Source organism: Streptomyces sp. DT190 (assembly GCF_049846985.1).
GTDB lineage: Bacteria > Actinomycetota > Actinomycetes > Streptomycetales > Streptomycetaceae > Streptomyces.
The window spans coordinates 227,913-244,624 of record NZ_JBNCNM010000004.1 but is presented as its reverse complement, the minus strand read 5'-3'; the positions used below and the strand labels follow the sequence as shown (position 1 = coordinate 244,624).

Sequence of the window (16,712 nt, the reverse complement as noted above, 5' to 3'; positions counted from 1 at the left end):
CGTGGCACTCCCTGCGGCTGCCGCTCAGGGCGTCCGGCATGTGGGCCGTTCCGTACCAGCCATCGGTACGGAACGGCCCTGCTGCTTATCCTGACCAGCATGCTGACCATCACCCAGGACCTCGTCGACCGGATCGTCGCCCACGCGCGCAAGGACCACCCCGACGAGGCGTGCGGCGTCGTCGCCGGACCGGCCGGCTCGGACCGCCCCGAGCGCTTCATCCCCATGCTGAACGCCGCGATGTCGCCCACGTTCTACGAGTTCGACTCCGGCGACCTGCTCAAGCTCTACCGCGAGATGGACGACCGCGACGAGGAGCCCGTGGTCATCTACCACTCCCACACCGCGACCGAGGCCTACCCCTCGCGCACCGACATCTCCTACGCCAACGAGCCCGGCGCGCACTACGTCCTGGTCTCCACCGCCGACACCGACGGCGCCGGCGAGTTCCAGTTCCGCTCCTTCCGGATCGTCGAGGGCGAGGTCACCGAGGAAGAGGTCCGGATCGTGGCGGCGTACTGAGCCGCGCCTGAGCTCGCACGCAGCGCCGGAATCTCGACATGCGGATGAATAACGTCCGAAGTGTGGGATCACACTCGGGGAGCCCGGCCGGGAATCGATACGATGAGCCCATGGTTTTCCACGACGTGAGCGAAAAGACGCCGGGCGATCTGCTCGTGGCGCGGCTGCACGTCGACCTGTGCAGGCTCGCCAGCGCCATCTGTTGACGCAGCACCCTGCCGCCGTACGGCCGTGAGCCGCGGCGAAACGCTCCACCTGCGTACGACCACGCACTCCCGCGCCGCCGCGCGCCACCACCCGACGACACCTCCCGACAGGAGCCCTGAGCCATGGCCATCGAGGTCCGCATCCCGACCATCCTCCGCACCTACACCGACGGCCAGAAGGCGGTGGAGGGCACCGGGGACACCCTCGCCGACCTGTTCAACGACCTCGAGACCCGGCATGCGGGCATCCAGGCCCGCATCGTGGACGGCGACCAGCTGCGCCGCTTCGTCAACGTGTACCTGAACGACGAGGACGTGCGCTTCCTCGACGGCATCAACACCAAGCTGTCGGACGGCGACAACGTCACGATCCTGCCGGCCGTGGCCGGCGGCATGGTCTGATCATGCGTTACGACTCACCCCTGGCCGCGGTGGGCAACACCCCCTTGGTGCGCCTGCCGCGGCTGTCGCCGTCCGCCGACGTCCGCATCTGGGCGAAGCTGGAGGACCGCAACCCCACCGGCTCGGTCAAGGACCGCCCCGCCCTGCACATGATCGAGCAGGCGGAGAAGGACGGCCGGCTCACCCCCGGCTGCACCATCCTGGAGCCGACCTCGGGCAACACCGGCATCTCCCTGGCCATGGCGGCGAAGCTCAAGGGCTACCGCATCGTGTGCGTGATGCCCGAGAACACCTCGCAGGAACGCCGTGACCTGCTGGCCATGTGGGGCGCCGAGATCATCTCCTCCCCGGCCGCCGGCGGCTCCAACACCGCCGTGCGCGTGGCCAAGGAGCTCTCGGCCGAGCACCCGGACTGGGTGATGCTCTACCAGTACGGCAACCCGGACAACGCGGGCGCCCACTACGCCACGACCGGCCCCGAGATCCTCGCCGACCTGCCGTCCGTCACGCACTTCGTGGCCGGCCTCGGCACCACCGGCACCCTCATGGGCGTCGGCCGCTACCTGCGCGAGCACAAGCCGGACGTGAAGATCGTCGCGGCCGAACCGCGCTACGACGACCTGGTGTACGGCCTGCGCAACCTCGACGAGGGCTTCGTGCCCGAGCTGTACGACGCGTCCGTGCTGACCACACGCTTCTCGGTCGGCTCGGCGGACGCGGTGACCCGCACCCGCGAGCTGCTCCAGCAGGAGGGCATCTTCGCCGGTGTCTCCACCGGAGCCGCGCTGCACGCCGCGATCGGCGTGGGCCGCAAGGCCGTCAAGGCGGGGGAGTCCGCCGACATCGTCTTCGTCGTCGCCGACGGCGGCTGGAAGTACCTCTCGACCGGCGTCTACACGGCCGCCACGACGGAGGAGGCCATCGAGACGCTGCAGGGACAGCTCTGGGCGTAGCCGACGGCACGCACCCACCGAGGGGCTGGAGCCGCGACTCCGGCCCCTTCGCCCGTCAGGTCAGCCCGCCAGGTAGCGCACCTGGTCCCACAGGGCCGGATCCACCACTCCAACGCGACGCCTGAAACCCCACACCGGGACCTCCCGCAGCTCGTCCGTCTCCAGGTAGCTCGCCCGGCCCCGGGTGTCGCCGACCGCGCCGGGCGGCAGCGGGATCACTCCGGAGCGCTCGTGCCGGAACCGGGTGGTGATCTTCGCGACCGTCGCCCGCTCCCCGCGCACCGCCAGCACCAGGCACGGCCGGTCCTTGGTCACCGCCGCGTCCTCGTAGGGCACGTCCGCCCACCAGATCTCCGCCGGCTGCGGCCGGCCCGCCGGCGCGGTGCCCCGCGTCGCCGTCCGGGCCCGCCGCTCCAGCGTGCGCCGCCCGCGCCCCCACCCGTCGACGAGCGTCGCGACGAGCGCGAGCAGTACCACCGCGGCGAGCGCGAGCCACCAGGACGTGTCCATACTGAGACGGTACCGGCGTACTCCCTCCCACGCGCCCGTCCCCGCGTGGATCGCGCCGCGGCCCTGCCAGCCGAACCGGTGACACCACAGGTGAGTTCGCCCACAACGGGCCTTGGCGGAGGAGCTACCGGAGGTTTTGCGCCTTACGCTCGACGGACCGCACGACCCCCGACGCCCCTCACCGACTCATTCCGCCAGCGGAGGTTTCTGCTTCATGAAGCTCACCGTCGTCGGCTGCTCGGGGTCGTTCCCGTCCGCGGAATCGGCCTGCTCGAGCTACCTCGTCGAGGCCGACGGCTTCCGGCTGCTTCTCGACATGGGCAACGGTGCCCTGGGCGAGCTGCAGCGCCACTGCGGTCTCTACGACCTCGACGCGATCTTCCTCAGCCACCTGCACGCCGACCACTGCATCGACATGTGCGCGTACTTCGTCGCGCGCTACTACCGCCACGACGGCGGCCGCTGCGATCCCCTCCCCGTCTTCGGCCCCGAAGGCACCGAACACCGGCTGACCACCGCCTACGCGGACACCCCGACCGCCTCCTCGATGAGCGAGGTCTTCGACTTCCACACGGTCAAGCCGTCCACCTTCGACATCGGCCCCTTCACGGTGCACACCGAGCGGGTGGCCCACCCCGTGGAGGCGTACGGCATCCGGATCGAGCACGCCGGCAGGGTCCTGACGTACTCCGGCGACACCGGCGTGAGCCCCGCCCTGGACGAACTCGCGCGGGACGCCGACCTGTTCCTGTGCGAGGCGGCGTTCACGCACGGCAAGGAGAGCATTCCCGACCTGCACCTCAACGGCCGCGAGGCGGGTGAGACGGCGGCCCGGGCCGGCGCCCGGCGCCTGGTCCTCACCCACATCCCGCCGTGGACGGACCCGCAGGTCAACCTGGTCGACGCCCGCGAGGTCTACGACGGTCCCGTGGAACTCGCCGTGCCCCGGCAGACGTACGACATCTGAGCGGCCCCGCGCGCAACGCGCGCGAAAGGCCCCGGAACCGATCGGTTCCGGGGCCTTTCGCGCGCGTGCGGGTGCGGGACTACTTCGCCTCGGCCTTCTGCAGCTCGGCGAGTTCCTCGTCGGACTCCCGGCCGGGCGTCGGCAGGTTGAACTTGGTGATCGCGAAGCGGAAGACCGCGTAGTAGAGCGCCGCGAAGCACAGGCCGACCAGCGCCAGACCCCACGGGTTGGTCGCGATGCCCAGGTTGAGGAAGAAGTCCACCGCGCCGGCCGAGAAGCCGAAGCCGTCCTTCATCCCCAGCGCCCAGGTCAGCGCCATCGAGACACCGGTCAGCACCGCGTGGATCGCGTACAGCACCGGGGCGATGAACATGAAGGTGAACTCGATCGGCTCGGTGACGCCGGTGACGAACGAGGTCAGCGCGAGGGAGAACATCATGCCGCCGACGACCTTGCGGCGCTCGGGGCGGGCGCAGTGCACGATCGCCAGGCACGCGGCCGGCAGGGCGAACATCATGATCGGGAAGAAGCCGGTCATGAACTGCCCGGCGCTCGGGTCGCCCGCCAGGAACCGCGCGATGTCGCCGCTCTTGCCCTCGTAGGTGCCGGCCTGGAACCAGGGGAAGGAGTTCAGCAGGTGGTGCATGCCGATCGGGATCAGCGCACGGTTGGCCACACCGAAGATGCCCGCGCCGACCGCGCCGGAGCCGACCAGCCACTCGCCGAAGTTGTGCAGACCCGTGCCGAGGACCGGCCAGATGTAACCGAAGACGATGCCGATGAGCAGACCCGCGAAGGCCGACAGGATCGGGACCAGGCGGCGGCCGCCGAAGAAGCCCGCCCAGTCCGGCAGCTTGGTGCGGTAGAAGCGCTGGTAGAGCAGGGCGACGACGAGACCCATCACCACACCGCCGAGGACCTTGGCGTCCACCGCCTGCTCCACCATGACGATCTTGCCGTCGACGATGGCTTCCTTCTTGGGCAGGCTGCCGTCGGTGAACGTGGCCAGCACGTTTTTGAAGACCAGGTAACCGACCACGGCCGCCAGGGCGGTGGAGCCGTCCGACTTCTTGGCGAAGCCGATCGCGATGCCCACGGCGAACAGCAGCGCCATATTGTCGAGGATCGCGTTGCCGCCGGCCGCCATGAAGCCCGCGATCTTGGTGATGAAGGCGGGGAACGACTCGCGCCCCAGCATGTCGGTGTTGCCGAGCCGCACCAGCAGGGCGGCGGCGGGCAGCACGGCGACCGGCAGCATCAGGCTGCGGCCGATCCGCTGCAGGACGGCCATCACGGACGAGCCTCTGCTCGGGCTCGCGGGCGCGGCGGTGTCTGTGGACATGAACTTCCTCCATGGGGCACGGCGCCGCCCAGGAAGAATTCGACGGGGGACGGCGGCGTCTCAAAGAAAGGGGAACGCGGTAACCACCGCGCGACCTCCACCGGTGAGTGGTGTAGACCAGTTGTAGCACGGTAGGCCGAACGAGTGGAACCCGCCAATTCCACCCGCCCCGGACGATCACGCCTTGGCGCTGTCCTCGACGTCCTCCGCCGGCTCCCGCCCCGGCGTCCGCAGGTCCCACCGCGTGATCGCGAACCGGAAGATCACGTAATAGAGGAGCGCGAAGCCCAGCCCGATCGGGACGATCAACCACGGCCTCGTCGCCAGGTTCCAGTTGATGACGTAGTCGATCAGCCCCGCCGAGAAGCTGAACCCGTCGTGCACCCCCAGCCCCCACGTCACCGCCATCGACACCCCCGTCAGCACCGCGTGCACCGCGTACAGCACCGGCGCCACGAACAGGAACGAGTACTCGATCGGCTCCGTGATGCCCGTGACGAACGACGTCAGCGCCACCGACAGCATCAGACCGCCGACCTCCTTGCGCCGGTCGGGCCGCGCGCAGTGCGTGATCGCCAGGGCCGCCGCCGGCAACGCGAACATCATGATCGGGAAGAACCCCGAGGTGAACTGCCCCGCGTCCGGGTCGCCCGCCAGGAACATGTTGATGTCACCGTGCACCACCGTCCCGTCCGGCTTCGTGTACGAACCGAACTGGAACCAGATGGGCACGTTCAGGAACTGGTGCAGCCCCACCACCAGCAGCGCCCGGTTCGCCACCCCGAACACCCCCGCACCCCACGCGTCCAGCCCGTCCATCCAGTCGCTGAAGCTCTCCAGCGCGTCACCGACCGGCGGCCACACCCACAGGCACACCGCCGCGAACCCGATCGCCACGAACGCCATCAGGATCGGCACCAGCCGCCGCCCGTTGAAGAAACCCAGCCAGTCCACCAGCCGCGTCCGGTGGAACCGCGCCCAGAAGAACGCCGCCAGCAGCCCCATCACGATGCCGCCGAACACCCCCGGATTCTGGAACGCGAACGCCGTCACCTCCCGGTCCCCGCCGGTCACCTGGCACCCCACGTTCGGCACCGCCACCGACCCCTCGGGACAGTCCTCCGGGAACTGCCGCAGCACCGTCCAGTACACGAGGAAACCGGCCACCGCCGCCAGCGCCGTCGAACCGTCCGCCTTCCTCGCCATCCCGATCGCGACACCCACACAGAACAACAGCGGCAGCCCCAGCGAACTGTCCAGCAGCGCCCCGCCCGCGCCCACCATCACCTTCGAGACGTTCGTCCAGCCCAGCCCCTCCTCCCCGAACACGTCCGGCTGCCCCAGCCGGTTGAGGATCCCCGCCGCCGGCAGCACCGCGATCGGCAGCTGCAGACTGCGGCCCATCTTCTGCAGACCCTGGAACAACCGGTTGAGACGGGCCCGCGCGGGGCCGGCCGCGGCCCCGGCGCCGGCAGGGGTGTCGGCAGACATTCCGGTCCCCTTTGCCGAGAGACTTTTGTCGAGAGACAGGCTCGTGGTGTAGACCAGTCGTTCGACGGTCGCGCGCACGTGACGCCATCCTTCGCCACGCACGACGGGACCGCTCGCGAAGATGGGCCAACTGTGGGTTACTGCGACAAAGCGGTTCGGATCAGGGAGAACGAACATGGCCACCAAGGCTGAGAAGATCGTTGCCGGGCTCGGCGGCATCGACAACATCGAAGAAGTCGAAGGCTGCATCACCCGCCTCCGCACCGAGGTCGTGGACCCCGCCAAGGTCGACGAAACCGCGCTCAAGGCCGCCGGCGCCCACGGCGTCGTCAAGATGGGCACCGCCATCCAGGTCGTCATCGGCACCGACGCCGACCCCATCGCGGCGGAGATCGAAGACATGATGTGAAGCGCAGGGATCGTCCCGGGCTTCACCCCTGACGCACCCTGACGCCACCCTCGCACGGGCCCCCTCCGCACCGCGGAAGGGGCCCGCTGCGCGGGTACGGATAGGCTCAGCGCCATGTCTCGAATCGACGGCCGCACCCCCCAGCAGCTCCGCCCCATCACCATCGAGCGCGGCTGGAGCAAGCACGCCGAGGGCTCCGTCCTCGTCTCCTTCGGCGACACCAAGGTCTTCTGCACCGCCTCCGTCACCGAAGGCGTCCCGCGCTGGCGCAAGGGCAGCGGCGAAGGCTGGGTCACCGCCGAGTACTCCATGCTGCCCCGCTCCACCAACACCCGAGGCGACCGCGAGTCCGTCAGGGGCCGCATCGGCGGCCGCACCCACGAGATCTCCCGCCTCATCGGACGCTCCCTGCGCGCCGTCATCGACTACAAGGCCCTCGGCGAGAACACCATCGTCCTCGACTGCGACGTCCTCCAGGCCGACGGCGGCACCCGCACCGCCGCCATCACCGGCGCCTACGTCGCCCTCGCCGACGCCGTCGCCTGGGCCCAGGGCAAGAAACTGATCAAAGCCGGCCGCAAGCCCCTGACCGGCACCGTCTCCGCCGTCTCCGTCGGCATCGTCGCCGGCGTCCCCCTCCTCGACCTCTGCTACGAGGAAGACGTCAAGGCCGACACCGACATGAACGTCGTCTGCACCGGCGACGGCCGCTTCGTCGAGGTCCAGGGCACCGCCGAGGCCGAACCCTTCGCCCGCGACGAACTCGACGCCCTCCTCGACCTCGCCGTCACCGGCTGCAAGGAACTCGCCGCCCACCAGCGCGCCGCCCTTGCCACGGTCCTCGAAAAGTAAAGGGCGCACCAAAACCGGGTGCTCGGCACGGGCAACCGCGCCGAGCACCCGCGCGTCTGAAGGAGTACGGGCGCACGGCTCATCCCTGTGCGCCCGGCCAGCCACACGGGCCCGACCGGCCCGACCGAACGAGAGGGACCGCTCCATGGCCGCGAGCCGCCGACGCCGCACCGCAGCCGTCGCCGCCACCCTGGCGGCCGTCGCGCTGACCGCCGGACTCACCACCGGCTGCGCCGCCGTCGACAAGGCGCTGGACTGCGTCCAGACCGCCGACGCCATCGCCGACAGCGTCACGGACCTCCAGCAGGCCGTCGAGAACGCCGCGAACGACCCCACGCAGCTCGACGAGTCCCTCGACTCCATCGACAAGAACCTCGGCGAGATCGGCGACAAGACGGACAACGCCGACGTCGACAAGGCCGTGACCGACCTCAACAAGGCCGTGGACAACGTCCGCACCTCGATCGAGAACGGCGACGAGACACCCGACATCAGCCCCGTCACGGACGCGGCCGGCGAACTGACCAAGGTCTGCACGCCGTAGCGCTCCGCTGCCAGGAGCGGCCCCGGCCCCGCGGCTGCCGGGAGCGGCCCCGGCCCCGCGGCTGCCGGGTCGCACCGGTGGCCGTCCGCGGCTGCCGGGTCGCACCGGTGGCCGTCCGCGGGTGCGCCGTGGTCGCGCGCGCAGTCCCCCGCGCCCCTTCCGGGGCGCTGGTTACTGTGACCCCATGAGTCGCCTGATCCTCGCCACCCGCAACGCCGGGAAGATCACCGAGCTTCGCGCCATCCTCGCCGAAGCCGGACTGCCCCACGAACTCGTCGGCGCCGACGCCTACCCCGACATCCCCGACGTCAAGGAAACCGGCGTCACCTTCGCCGAGAACGCCCTCCTCAAGGCCCACGCCCTGGCCCGGGCGACGGGCCTGCCGGCGGTCGCCGACGACTCCGGCCTCTGCGTCGACGTCCTCAACGGCGCCCCCGGCATCTTCTCCGCCCGCTGGTCCGGCCGCCACGGCGACGACCGGGCCAACCTGGACCTGCTCCTCGCGCAGCTCTCGGACATCGCCGAAGAACACCGCGGCGCCCACTTCGCCTGCGCGGCGGCCCTGGCCCTGCCCGACGGCACGGAGCGAGTGGTCGAGGGCGCGCTCCGCGGCACCCTGCGCCACGAGCCCGCCGGCACGAACGGCTTCGGCTACGACCCGATCCTCCAGCCGGACGGCGAGAGCCGCACCTGCGCGGAACTGACCCCCCAGGAGAAGAACGCGATCAGCCACCGGGGGAAGGCGTTCCGGGCGCTGGTGCCGGTGGTACGGGAGCTGGTGGGCTGAAGGGGACAGCCCCGCACCTACGAACGAGGTGCGGGGCTGTGTCTCGGTACGCCCGGTCGGATTCGAACCGACAGACACGACCACCTAAAGATCGCCGCTCAGCCGTTGGCGTACGGGCGCCCAACAGATCCCTACTCTACTGGGCGAGATTATGTCGCCGCTGCCCTCCTCGACACCAGGTCCGCGTGACAGCGTGGCAGTTGGGGCAGAGCAGCCGCAGATTCTCCAGCCGGTCGTCGCTCCAGTCCCCGTCGATGTGATCCACCTCGAGTGTCATGGGCTTGCCCAGCCACTGCGGACCGGTGCCGCACTCCGCACACACGTCGGGTACGCCGACCTCCCGCAACGCCCGGCGCAGTACGGCCGTGCGGGTCCGTCGCTGGCCCTCGTGCTTGACCAGGATCTCCTCGGGTGGCTTCGCCAGGGCCGGACGGGGCTTGCCGCGCTGGTGTGCCTGGCCCAGGAAGTGCTCCGTGCTCAGCCGGTCCTCGGCGATCCACCGACGCAGGTGCGCGCGCTGGGTGCCGCTGCCCGAGCGGCCCAGGCGGCGCAGCACCTCGGCGACGGAAACGGATGCGGCGACCGCGGCCCGCAATTCCTCGCGGTCGGGCCGGGCCCGCCTGCCGCTCATGAGGCACGCCCCTTGCCGCGCCCTCGGTACCGGTCCGTGGTCGCGTGGCAGTTGGGGCACAGCAGCCGGAGGTTCTCAATCCGGTTGTCCTGCCAGCGGCCGTTGACGTGGTCGACCTCCAGGGGCAGCGGGCGGCCCCGCCAGACCGCTTCGGTGCCGCACAGCGCGCACCGCTCCTCCACGCCACGTGCCGTCATCGCCCACTTGAGGCGGTCACCCGGCACGCGTCGGGCGTGCTCGGGCGGCTGCTCGACGAGGAGGGCCTCGGGAGTGCGCCGGCGCCGCGGTGCCCCCCGCCGGGTCGGAACCCGAAAGTGCGAGGTGTCGATGCCGTAGGCCCTGATCCGGCGGCTGATGTGCGTGTGATGCCCGCCGACGACATCGAGCCCCAGTCTGCGCAGCACCTCGCACATGTTCGTCGACGCGGCGACCGCCCGCTCAAGGACCTCCCTCGTCCACTTCACGCCCTCCCGCTCGAAGTGCGACACGTCCACGCCGAGCTTTTTCATCCGCTCGAAGACGTACCGCCGCGTCGAACTCCCTGGATCAACCCCCAGCCTCCCCAACGCCTCCGACAACGTCCGCGCGCCCCGGGCCGCCTCCTCCAGCCGCTCCTTGGTGTACGCACTCGCCCCCATCACGCCCTCCCGCTCACCGGATGCTCGACCACGTGTTCGTGATCCCGTACGGAGTAACGAACCGCTTATCGGACGGTCACGCCCGGCATGCGGAACGGCTCGTACCGGGGGTCACCGGTACGAGCCGCTCGCTGGGGTCGAAGGGGAGGCTAGATCCCCAGATCCTTGATGATCTTGGCCACGTGGCCCGTCGCCTTGACGTTGTACAGGGCGCGTTCGACCTTGCCGTCCTCGTCCACGACCACCGTGGAGCGGATGACGCCGACGACCGTCTTGCCGTACAGCTTCTTCTCGCCGAAGGCGCCGTAGGCCTCCAGGACCTCCTTGTCCGGGTCGGCGAGGAGGGTGACCTTCAAGGACTCCTTGTCACGGAACTTCGCCAGCTTCTCCGGCTTGTCGGGGGAGATGCCGATGACGTCGTAGCCCGCGCCGGTCAGCAGCTCCAGGTTGTCCGTGAAGTCGCAGGCCTGCTTCGTGCAGCCCGGCGTGAGGGCGGCCGGGTAGAAGTACACGATGACCTTGCGGCCCTTGTGGTCCGACAGGGACACCTCGGTGCCGTCGGCGTCGGGCAGGGTGAAGGCGGGGGCCACGTCCCCCGGCTGGAGTCGCTCGCTCATCGGACCAGCGTAACCGGGGGTCGGGGCAGTGCGATGAGCCGTGGAGCTGACAGACTGTTCGGCACAGGCTCATACCGACTTCGGAGGCGACACGGTGGCGGACACGGCGGACACCAGGACCCCGGCGCAGATCGAGGCGGACATCAGGCGCCGCCGCGCGACCCTGGCCGAGACCCTCGACGAGATCGGGGTGCGGGTGCACCCGAAGACGATCGTCGGGGATGCCAAGGCCAGGGTCGCCTCGAACATCGACCACACCCTCGGACGGGCGTACGTGGGGGTCAACAAGGCCGTCACCGACGTCCGTGCCCGTTTCGTCGACGAGGACGGGGCGCCCCGGCTGGAGCGGGTCGTGCCCGTCGCGCTCGTCGTGGTGGGCGTGGTCGGCCTGCTCGCGCTCGGCACGCGGCGCCGCAAGGGCTGACCCGGCTGCGGACGTCCCCCGGGAAGACAGGTAGGTTTCAGGGCGTGAGCGCCAACAGAAACGAGCACAGCACCCATCACGACAAGCTGCCCATCCGGATGCTGCACGACCGCGTACTCGTGCGGCAGGACACCAGCGAGGGCGAGCGGCGTTCCGGCGGCGGCATCCTGATTCCCGCCACGGCGGCGGTCGGCCGGCGGCTGGCCTGGGCCGAGGTCGTCGCGGTGGGGCAGAACGTGCGGACCGTGGAGCCGGGCGACCGGGTTCTGTTCGACCCGGAGGACCGTGCCGAGGTCGAGGTGCGGGGCATCGCGTACGTGCTCATGCGCGAGCGCGACCTGCACGCCGTGGCCGCGGACCGGTTCGAGGGGTCGGAGGACTCGACGGGCCTGTACCTGTAGGCCCGCCGACGGCGGTGCGAAGGGGCCGGTGACCCGCGTCACCGGCCCCTTCGGCGTGCCGTCGGGCTTTGCTACGTTGGAGGGACCCCGACGAGACGCGCCGTACCGGGATCAAGGCAAAGACGACGCACCCGTACCGTCAGCCCGTTTCCCGGAGGTGCCCGTCATGGCCTGGGTTCTGCTCGTCGTCGCCGGTCTGCTCGAGGTCGGGTGGTCCGTCGGCATGAAGTACACCGACGGTTTCACGCGCCCGGTGCCCAGTGTGCTCACCGGTGCCGGGATCGTCGCCAGCATGCTGCTGCTGTCGCAGGCCGCGAAGACCCTGCCCATCGGTACCGCCTACGGCGTGTGGGTGGGGATCGGCGCTGCGGGGGCGGCGGTGTTCGGGATGGCGGTGCTGGGGGAGCCGGCCACCGCCGCCCGCATCTTCTTCGTGTGCCTGCTGCTGGTCGCCGTGGTGGGACTGAAGGCGACCAGCGGTCACTGACCCGGTCGCCGGGTCATTCGCGGCGCGCGCCCTGTGGGACCACGCCCCAGCCGGGGCCGGTCGTGCCGCCGGTGTCGCCGCCGTCCGTCGTGCCGCCGTCGCCGCCGGTGGTGCCGCCGTCGGCCGTGCCGCCGTCGCCGCCGCCGGTCGTGCCGCCGCCGGTGGTGCCGCCGTCCGCGGTGCCGCCGGTGGTCGGGGACTCGCCGCCGGTGGTGCCGCCGGTGGTGCCGCCGTCGGTCTGGCCCTGGTTCTGTCCCTCGGGCGCGCTCGGGGTCTGGCTGGGCGTCTCGGTGCCGTCGTCCTGGCCGCCGGTGGTGGTGCCGCCGTCGGTGGTGCCGGTGGTGGGGTCGGCCGGGGCCTCGGTGCCGGGGGCCTGGGAGACGTCGGCGCCGGGCTGGAGCCGGAGGTCGAACTCCTTGACCGGCTTGCCCTTGAGGGCGTCGCGGGTGAACTGGGCCCAGATCTCGGCGGGCGGACCGCCGCCGTTGATGCGGGGCAGCCCGAGGGCGCCGTACAGCGGCTTCTGGGCGGCGGTGACGGGGTCCTGGCCCATGACGGAGACGACGACGGCGAGGTCGGGCGTGTAGCCGGCGAACCAGGCGGCCTTGTCGTTCTCCGCCGTGCCGGTCTTGCCGGCGACGGGGCGGCCGGCGGCCTGGGCGGCGGCGGCCGTGCCGTTCTGGACGACGCTCTGCAGGACCTTGGTGGTGGTGTCGGCGGCCTCGCGGCTGACGGCCTGCCGGGTGCGCCTCTCGGGCAGGTCGATCGGGGTGCCTTCCTTGGTGACCTTCTCGACCATCGTGTAGGAGCCGTGGCGGCCGTGGTTGGCGAGCGTGGCGTAGGCCTCGGCCATGTCGAGGACGCTGGCGGTGGCCGTGCCGAGGGCGATGGCGGGGCCGTCGGCGAGGTCGGGGGTGGCCTCGGGGATGCCGAGGTCGATGGCGGTCTGCTTGACCTTCTGCGGGCCGACGTCGGCGGCCAGCTGCGCGTAGACCGAGTTCACGGACTTGTCGGTGGCCTCGGTGACGGTGATGTCGCCGTAGGAGACCTGGTCCTCGTTCTCGGGGGCGTAGGGGTCGCCGGTCCAGCCGCGGACGGGGCGCTTGTTGGTGCCGTCGTAGATCGTGTTGGGGGTGATGACGCGGCCGTCCTGCGTCTCGCTGTGGTTCTCGACGGCCGAGGTGAACACGAAGGGCTTGAAGGTGGAGCCGACCTGGAAGTCCCTGCGGGTGGCGTTCGGGGTGTACTGCTTGACGTAGTCGATGCCGTTGTACATCGCCACGACCTTGCCGGTCTTCGGGTCGACGGCGGCGCCGCCCGCGCGCACGTAGCGGTCGACCTTGTTGCTCTTCTTGTCCAGCTTGGACATCAGCTTGTCGTCGACGGCCTTCACGAAGGCGTCCTGCTTGGGCTTCTGCAGGGTGGTGGTGATGCGGTAGCCGCCGGCGTCGAGCCTGCTCTCCTCGACGATCTTGTTCTGGACGAGGTAGTCCTTGACGATGCGGACGATGTAGCCGCGCTGCCCGGACATGCCGGTGGAGAGCGTGGACTCCTTCGGCACCGGGAACTTCATGCCGGTGCGCTCGGACTCGCTGAGCCAGCCCTTCTTGACCATGCCGTCCAGCACGTAGTTCCAGCGGGCCTCGGCGGCGCGGCGGTTCTCGGGGTGGGCGACGACGTCGTACTGGCTGGGCGCGTTGACGAGCGCGGCGAGGTAGGCGGCGCGGCCGGCGTCGAGGTCCTTGGCGTCCATGCCGTAGTAGGCCTGGGCGGCGGCCTGGATGCCGTAGGCGTTGCGGCCGAAGAAGCTGGTGTTGAGGTAGCCCTCCAGGATGTGGTCCTTGCTCACCTCGCGGTCCAGCTTGATCGAGATGAAGAACTCCTTGGCCTTGCGCGTGACGGTCTGCTCCTGGCGCAGGTAGTAGTTCTTCACGTACTGCTGCGTGATGGTGGAGCCGGACTGCTTGCCCTTGCCGAGGGCGGTGTTCCAGGCGGCGCGGACCATGGCCTTGGGGTCGACGGCGGACTCGGTGTAGAAGTCGCGGTCCTCGGCGGCCAGGATGGCGTGCTGGGCGTCCTTGGAGATCTGGGCGAGGGTGACGTTCTCGCGGTTGACCTCGCCGTCGCGGGCGATGACGGAGCCGTCCGCGTACAGGTAGACGTTGGCCTGCTTGGTGGCGAGCGCGTTGGCCGGCGGGATCTTCACCAGCGAGTAGCCCAGGAAGAAGCCGCCGACGAGCAGCAGGGCGACGACGAGGAACGCGCCCAGCGTCGTGCGCCAGGTCGGGACGATCCGGCGCCAGCCCGTCCGCTTCGGTTTCGCGGTGGCCCCGGGCGTGCCGGAGTCGCCGTCCGGTTGCGGCTCTGTCGGTGCCCAGCCCGGGTTCGGCTGCTGCGGCTGAGGCTCGTCACTCATGTCGTGCACGGACTCCTGTTTCGCGTCGTACGTCGTTCCCGTACGTCTCTGCTCGCTCTTGCGCCCCTGTGATGAAGACTGTCCCATCCGGCGATCAGTTCCCTGATCGAGGGCCGTGTCGTGAGCCGTGGGGCGAGGCGGTGGCGCGCGGGCGGACCGCCGGGCCGGCGGAGGGCGGACCGCGCCCTCGCCCGCCCGTGCGCGTCGAGGTCCTGCTCTGCGAGATCCGCCCCGAGGGGGACCCGCCCCCGGGGGGTGATCCCACCGAAGACGCGTCGGCTCGCTCGCTCGCTCCGCCCCGGCCGGCACCGCCGTCACGCCGCTCGCCCTGGCCACGGGCGCCTCGACCCACGCGGACGCAACGGATCGTACCGTCAATGGCGGTGCCGGCTCGCCCCGCGGCGCCCCCGCCCGGGCCGGAAATTGCGTGGCAGGCCCGTGAGTCGGGCCACTAGGCTCCTGCGCTTCGGTGCCGGGCGGCGAGGAGGGTGGTGGGCGTGGGCTCGGGACGGTTGTACGCGGCCGTCGCGGCGGGGGGCTTCCGGCGGTACGCGACCTATCGGGCGGCCACGGCGGCCGGGGTGTTCACCAACACGGTCTTCGGTGTCGTCCTCGTCTACACGTATCTGGCGCTGTGGGAGGAGCGGCCGCATCTCGGCGGGTACGACCAGGCGCAGGCCGTGACCTACGTGTGGCTGGGGCAGTGCCTGTACGCGACCCTCGCGATCCAGGGCGGCGGTGCGGAGAAGGAGCTGATGGAGCGCATCCGCACCGGTGAGATCGCCGTCGACCTGTACCGGCCGGTGGATCTGCAGTGGTGGTGGCTGGCCGGGGACGTGGGGCGGGCGCTGTTCCAGATGCTGGGGCGGGGCGTGGTGCCGTTCCTGTTCGGCGCGGCGTTCTTCCCGATGGCGCTGCCGACGGACGTCGTCCCGTGGGCGGCCTTCGTGGTGACGCTGCTGCTGGCGACGGTGGTCAGCTTCGCGATCCGCTACCTGGCGGCGCTGAGCGTGTTCTGGCTGATGGACGGCATGGGCGTCAGCCAGGCCCTGATGGTCACGGGCGTCTTCTTCTCGGGCATGGTGCTGCCGCTGAACGCGTTCCCGGGCACCTTGGGCGAGGTGGTGCGGGTGCTGCCGTGGGCGGCGCAGATCCAGATGCCGGCGGACGTGCTGATGGGGGAGACGGAGCCGCTGCGGGCGTTCGCCTTCCAGGCGGCGTGGGCGGTGGCGCTGCTGGCGGCGGGGCGGCTGGTGCAGTCGGCCGCGACCCGGCGGGTGGTGGTGCAGGGTGGGTGAGCGCGGTGCCCTGTCCGAGGGGGTGCGGGCCTACCGGCTGATCGCCGGGATGTGGGTGCGCTCCAGCATGACCTACCGCGCCTCCTTCGTCGTCACGGTGCTGGGCAACCTGATGGTGACCGGCCTGGACTTCGTGGGGATCCTGCTGATGTTCTCGCAGGTGGACTCGCTGGGCGGCTGGTCGCTGCCGGAGGTGGCCTTCCTGTACGGCCTGTCGGCGACGGCGTTCGGGATCGCCGACCTGCTGCTGGGCTCGATGGACGTGCTGGGCGCCCGGATGCGCGACGGTTCCTTCGACACGCTGCTGGTGCGGCCCGCGCCGGTGCTCGCCCAGGTCGGGGCGGACCGCTTCGCGCTGCGCAGGCTGGGCCGGATCACCCAGGGCTCGGTGGTGCTGGGCTGGGCGCTGGTGTCGGTGGACGTCGACTGGACGGCGGCGAAGGTGCTGCTGGTGCCGGTGATGGTGGTCAGCGGCGCGGCGATCTTCTCGGCGGTGTTCGTGGCGGGCGCGGCGTTCCAGTTCTACGCGCAGGACGCCGCCGAGGTGCAGAACGCCTTCACCTACGGCGGGACGACGCTGCTGCAGTACCCGCCCGGCGTGTTCGGGAGGGACCTGGTGCGCGGGGTGACCTTCGTGGTGCCGCTCGCCTTCGTCAACTGGGTGCCCGCGGCCCATGTGCTGGACAGGCCGTATCCGATCGCTCTGCCGGGGTGGACGGCGTTCGCCTCGCCGCTGGTGGCCCTGGGGTGCGCGGTGCTGGCGGGGGTGGCGTGGCGGGCGGGGCTTCGCTCGTACCGGAGTACAGGGAGTTGAG

The 16,712-nt window shown here is 70.8% G+C and carries 21 protein-coding genes, 1 tRNA gene and 1 riboswitch; of the genes, 14 read left to right on the top strand and 8 right to left on the bottom strand.

Annotated elements, in window-relative coordinates; translation table 11 throughout:
- Positions 1-99: 99 nt before the first annotated feature.
- From ACPXCS_RS10845 to ACPXCS_RS10830, 4 genes are all read left to right on the top strand, one after another.
- Positions 100-522, top strand: a complete 423-nt coding sequence (locus tag ACPXCS_RS10845; protein ID WP_425947464.1) for a Mov34/MPN/PAD-1 family protein — start codon at positions 100-102, stop codon at positions 520-522.
- A 110-nt stretch (positions 523-632) separates the two neighbouring features.
- Positions 633-728 (top strand): putative leader peptide, encoded by a 96-nt coding sequence (locus ACPXCS_RS10840; protein WP_311688247.1) that lies wholly within the window; start codon positions 633-635, stop codon positions 726-728.
- A 123-nt stretch (positions 729-851) separates the two neighbouring features.
- Complete coding sequence (locus ACPXCS_RS10835; protein ID WP_383328533.1) at positions 852-1,130, top strand: MoaD/ThiS family protein; 279 nt, start codon at positions 852-854, stop codon at positions 1,128-1,130.
- Positions 1,131-1,132: 2 nt separating this feature from the next.
- Entirely contained in the window at positions 1,133-2,083 is a 951-nt protein-coding gene (locus tag ACPXCS_RS10830; protein WP_425947462.1) for a PLP-dependent cysteine synthase family protein, read from the top strand.
- Positions 2,084-2,143: 60 nt separating this feature from the next.
- On the opposite strand, the gene ACPXCS_RS10825 is transcribed toward ACPXCS_RS10830, so the two are convergent.
- Positions 2,144-2,593, bottom strand: a complete 450-nt coding sequence (locus ACPXCS_RS10825; protein ID WP_425947460.1) for a type II toxin-antitoxin system PemK/MazF family toxin — start codon at positions 2,591-2,593, stop codon at positions 2,144-2,146.
- A 214-nt stretch (positions 2,594-2,807) separates the two neighbouring features.
- On the opposite strand from ACPXCS_RS10825, the gene ACPXCS_RS10820 reads away from it, so the two are divergent.
- A complete protein-coding gene (locus tag ACPXCS_RS10820; RefSeq protein WP_425947458.1) occupies positions 2,808-3,560 on the top strand; it encodes an MBL fold metallo-hydrolase in 753 nt (250 codons plus the stop codon).
- A gap of 79 nt (positions 3,561-3,639) precedes the next feature.
- On the opposite strand, the gene ACPXCS_RS10815 is transcribed toward ACPXCS_RS10820, so the two are convergent.
- Both ACPXCS_RS10815 and ACPXCS_RS10810 read right to left on the bottom strand, forming a co-directional pair.
- Positions 3,640-4,902 carry a PTS transporter subunit EIIC gene (locus tag ACPXCS_RS10815; protein ID WP_425947456.1) on the bottom strand — a complete coding sequence of 421 codons (1,263 nt, stop codon included), beginning with the start codon at positions 4,900-4,902 and terminating at the stop codon, positions 3,640-3,642.
- Positions 4,903-5,079: 177 nt separating this feature from the next.
- Complete coding sequence (locus tag ACPXCS_RS10810; protein WP_425947454.1) at positions 5,080-6,393, bottom strand: PTS transporter subunit EIIC; 1,314 nt, start codon at positions 6,391-6,393, stop codon at positions 5,080-5,082.
- Positions 6,394-6,568: 175 nt separating this feature from the next.
- On the opposite strand from ACPXCS_RS10810, the gene ACPXCS_RS10805 reads away from it, so the two are divergent.
- The 4 genes from ACPXCS_RS10805 (at position 6,569) to rdgB (ending at position 8,985) form a co-directional block, all read left to right on the top strand.
- A complete protein-coding gene (locus ACPXCS_RS10805) occupies positions 6,569-6,802 on the top strand; it encodes a glucose PTS transporter subunit EIIB (RefSeq protein ID WP_086602225.1) in 234 nt (77 codons plus the stop codon).
- A gap of 114 nt (positions 6,803-6,916) precedes the next feature.
- Positions 6,917-7,654 carry a ribonuclease PH gene (rph, locus tag ACPXCS_RS10800; protein ID WP_425947453.1) on the top strand — a complete coding sequence of 246 codons (738 nt, stop codon included), beginning with the start codon at positions 6,917-6,919 and terminating at the stop codon, positions 7,652-7,654.
- 145 nt (positions 7,655-7,799) lie between these two features.
- Positions 7,800-8,198, top strand: a complete 399-nt coding sequence (locus ACPXCS_RS10795) for a hypothetical protein (RefSeq protein WP_425947452.1) — start codon at positions 7,800-7,802, stop codon at positions 8,196-8,198.
- 184 nt (positions 8,199-8,382) lie between these two features.
- Complete coding sequence (gene rdgB / locus ACPXCS_RS10790) at positions 8,383-8,985, top strand: RdgB/HAM1 family non-canonical purine NTP pyrophosphatase (protein WP_425947451.1); 603 nt, start codon at positions 8,383-8,385, stop codon at positions 8,983-8,985.
- A 47-nt stretch (positions 8,986-9,032) separates the two neighbouring features.
- Here rdgB and ACPXCS_RS10785 read toward each other — a convergent pair.
- From ACPXCS_RS10785 to bcp, 4 genes are all read right to left on the bottom strand, one after another.
- Positions 9,033-9,105: transfer RNA gene (locus tag ACPXCS_RS10785), tRNA-Leu, on the bottom strand.
- A gap of 16 nt (positions 9,106-9,121) precedes the next feature.
- A complete protein-coding gene (locus ACPXCS_RS10780; RefSeq protein WP_425947450.1) occupies positions 9,122-9,616 on the bottom strand; it encodes an HNH endonuclease in 495 nt (164 codons plus the stop codon).
- Positions 9,613-10,254, bottom strand: coding sequence for an HNH endonuclease signature motif containing protein (locus ACPXCS_RS10775; protein ID WP_425947448.1), 642 nt, complete (start codon positions 10,252-10,254; stop codon positions 9,613-9,615). The genes ACPXCS_RS10780 and ACPXCS_RS10775 overlap by 4 nt, the downstream gene beginning before the upstream one ends.
- 149 nt (positions 10,255-10,403) lie before the next feature.
- Positions 10,404-10,871, bottom strand: coding sequence for a thioredoxin-dependent thiol peroxidase (bcp, locus tag ACPXCS_RS10770; protein WP_425947447.1), 468 nt, complete (start codon positions 10,869-10,871; stop codon positions 10,404-10,406).
- A 94-nt stretch (positions 10,872-10,965) separates the two neighbouring features.
- Between bcp and ACPXCS_RS10765 the strand changes: the two genes are divergently transcribed.
- The 3 genes from ACPXCS_RS10765 (at position 10,966) to ACPXCS_RS10755 (ending at position 12,183) form a co-directional block, all read left to right on the top strand.
- On the top strand, positions 10,966-11,295 hold the full coding sequence (locus ACPXCS_RS10765; protein ID WP_425947445.1) for a DUF3618 domain-containing protein: 330 nt from the start codon (positions 10,966-10,968) through the stop codon (positions 11,293-11,295).
- Positions 11,296-11,339: 44 nt separating this feature from the next.
- Positions 11,340-11,696 (top strand): GroES family chaperonin, encoded by a 357-nt coding sequence (locus tag ACPXCS_RS10760; RefSeq protein WP_168374468.1) that lies wholly within the window; start codon positions 11,340-11,342, stop codon positions 11,694-11,696.
- Between the two features lie 65 nt (positions 11,697-11,761).
- A riboswitch (guanidine-III (ykkC-III) riboswitch) is annotated at positions 11,762-11,828 on the top strand.
- A 34-nt stretch (positions 11,829-11,862) separates the two neighbouring features.
- Entirely contained in the window at positions 11,863-12,183 is a 321-nt protein-coding gene (locus tag ACPXCS_RS10755) for a DMT family transporter (RefSeq protein WP_365086320.1), read from the top strand.
- A gap of 13 nt (positions 12,184-12,196) precedes the next feature.
- Here the strand turns inward: ACPXCS_RS10755 and ACPXCS_RS10750 are convergent, their stop codons facing one another.
- A complete protein-coding gene (locus ACPXCS_RS10750) occupies positions 12,197-14,599 on the bottom strand; it encodes a transglycosylase domain-containing protein (RefSeq protein ID WP_425947443.1) in 2,403 nt (800 codons plus the stop codon).
- A 497-nt stretch (positions 14,600-15,096) separates the two neighbouring features.
- Here ACPXCS_RS10750 and ACPXCS_RS10745 point away from each other — a divergent pair, with 497 nt between their 5' ends.
- Both ACPXCS_RS10745 and ACPXCS_RS10740 read left to right on the top strand, forming a co-directional pair.
- Positions 15,097-15,897, top strand: coding sequence for an ABC transporter permease (locus ACPXCS_RS10745; protein WP_425947441.1), 801 nt, complete (start codon positions 15,097-15,099; stop codon positions 15,895-15,897).
- Positions 15,890-16,711 (top strand): ABC transporter permease, encoded by an 822-nt coding sequence (locus tag ACPXCS_RS10740; RefSeq protein ID WP_425947439.1) that lies wholly within the window; start codon positions 15,890-15,892, stop codon positions 16,709-16,711. The genes ACPXCS_RS10745 and ACPXCS_RS10740 overlap by 8 nt, the downstream gene beginning before the upstream one ends.
- Position 16,712: the final 1 nt, after the last annotated feature.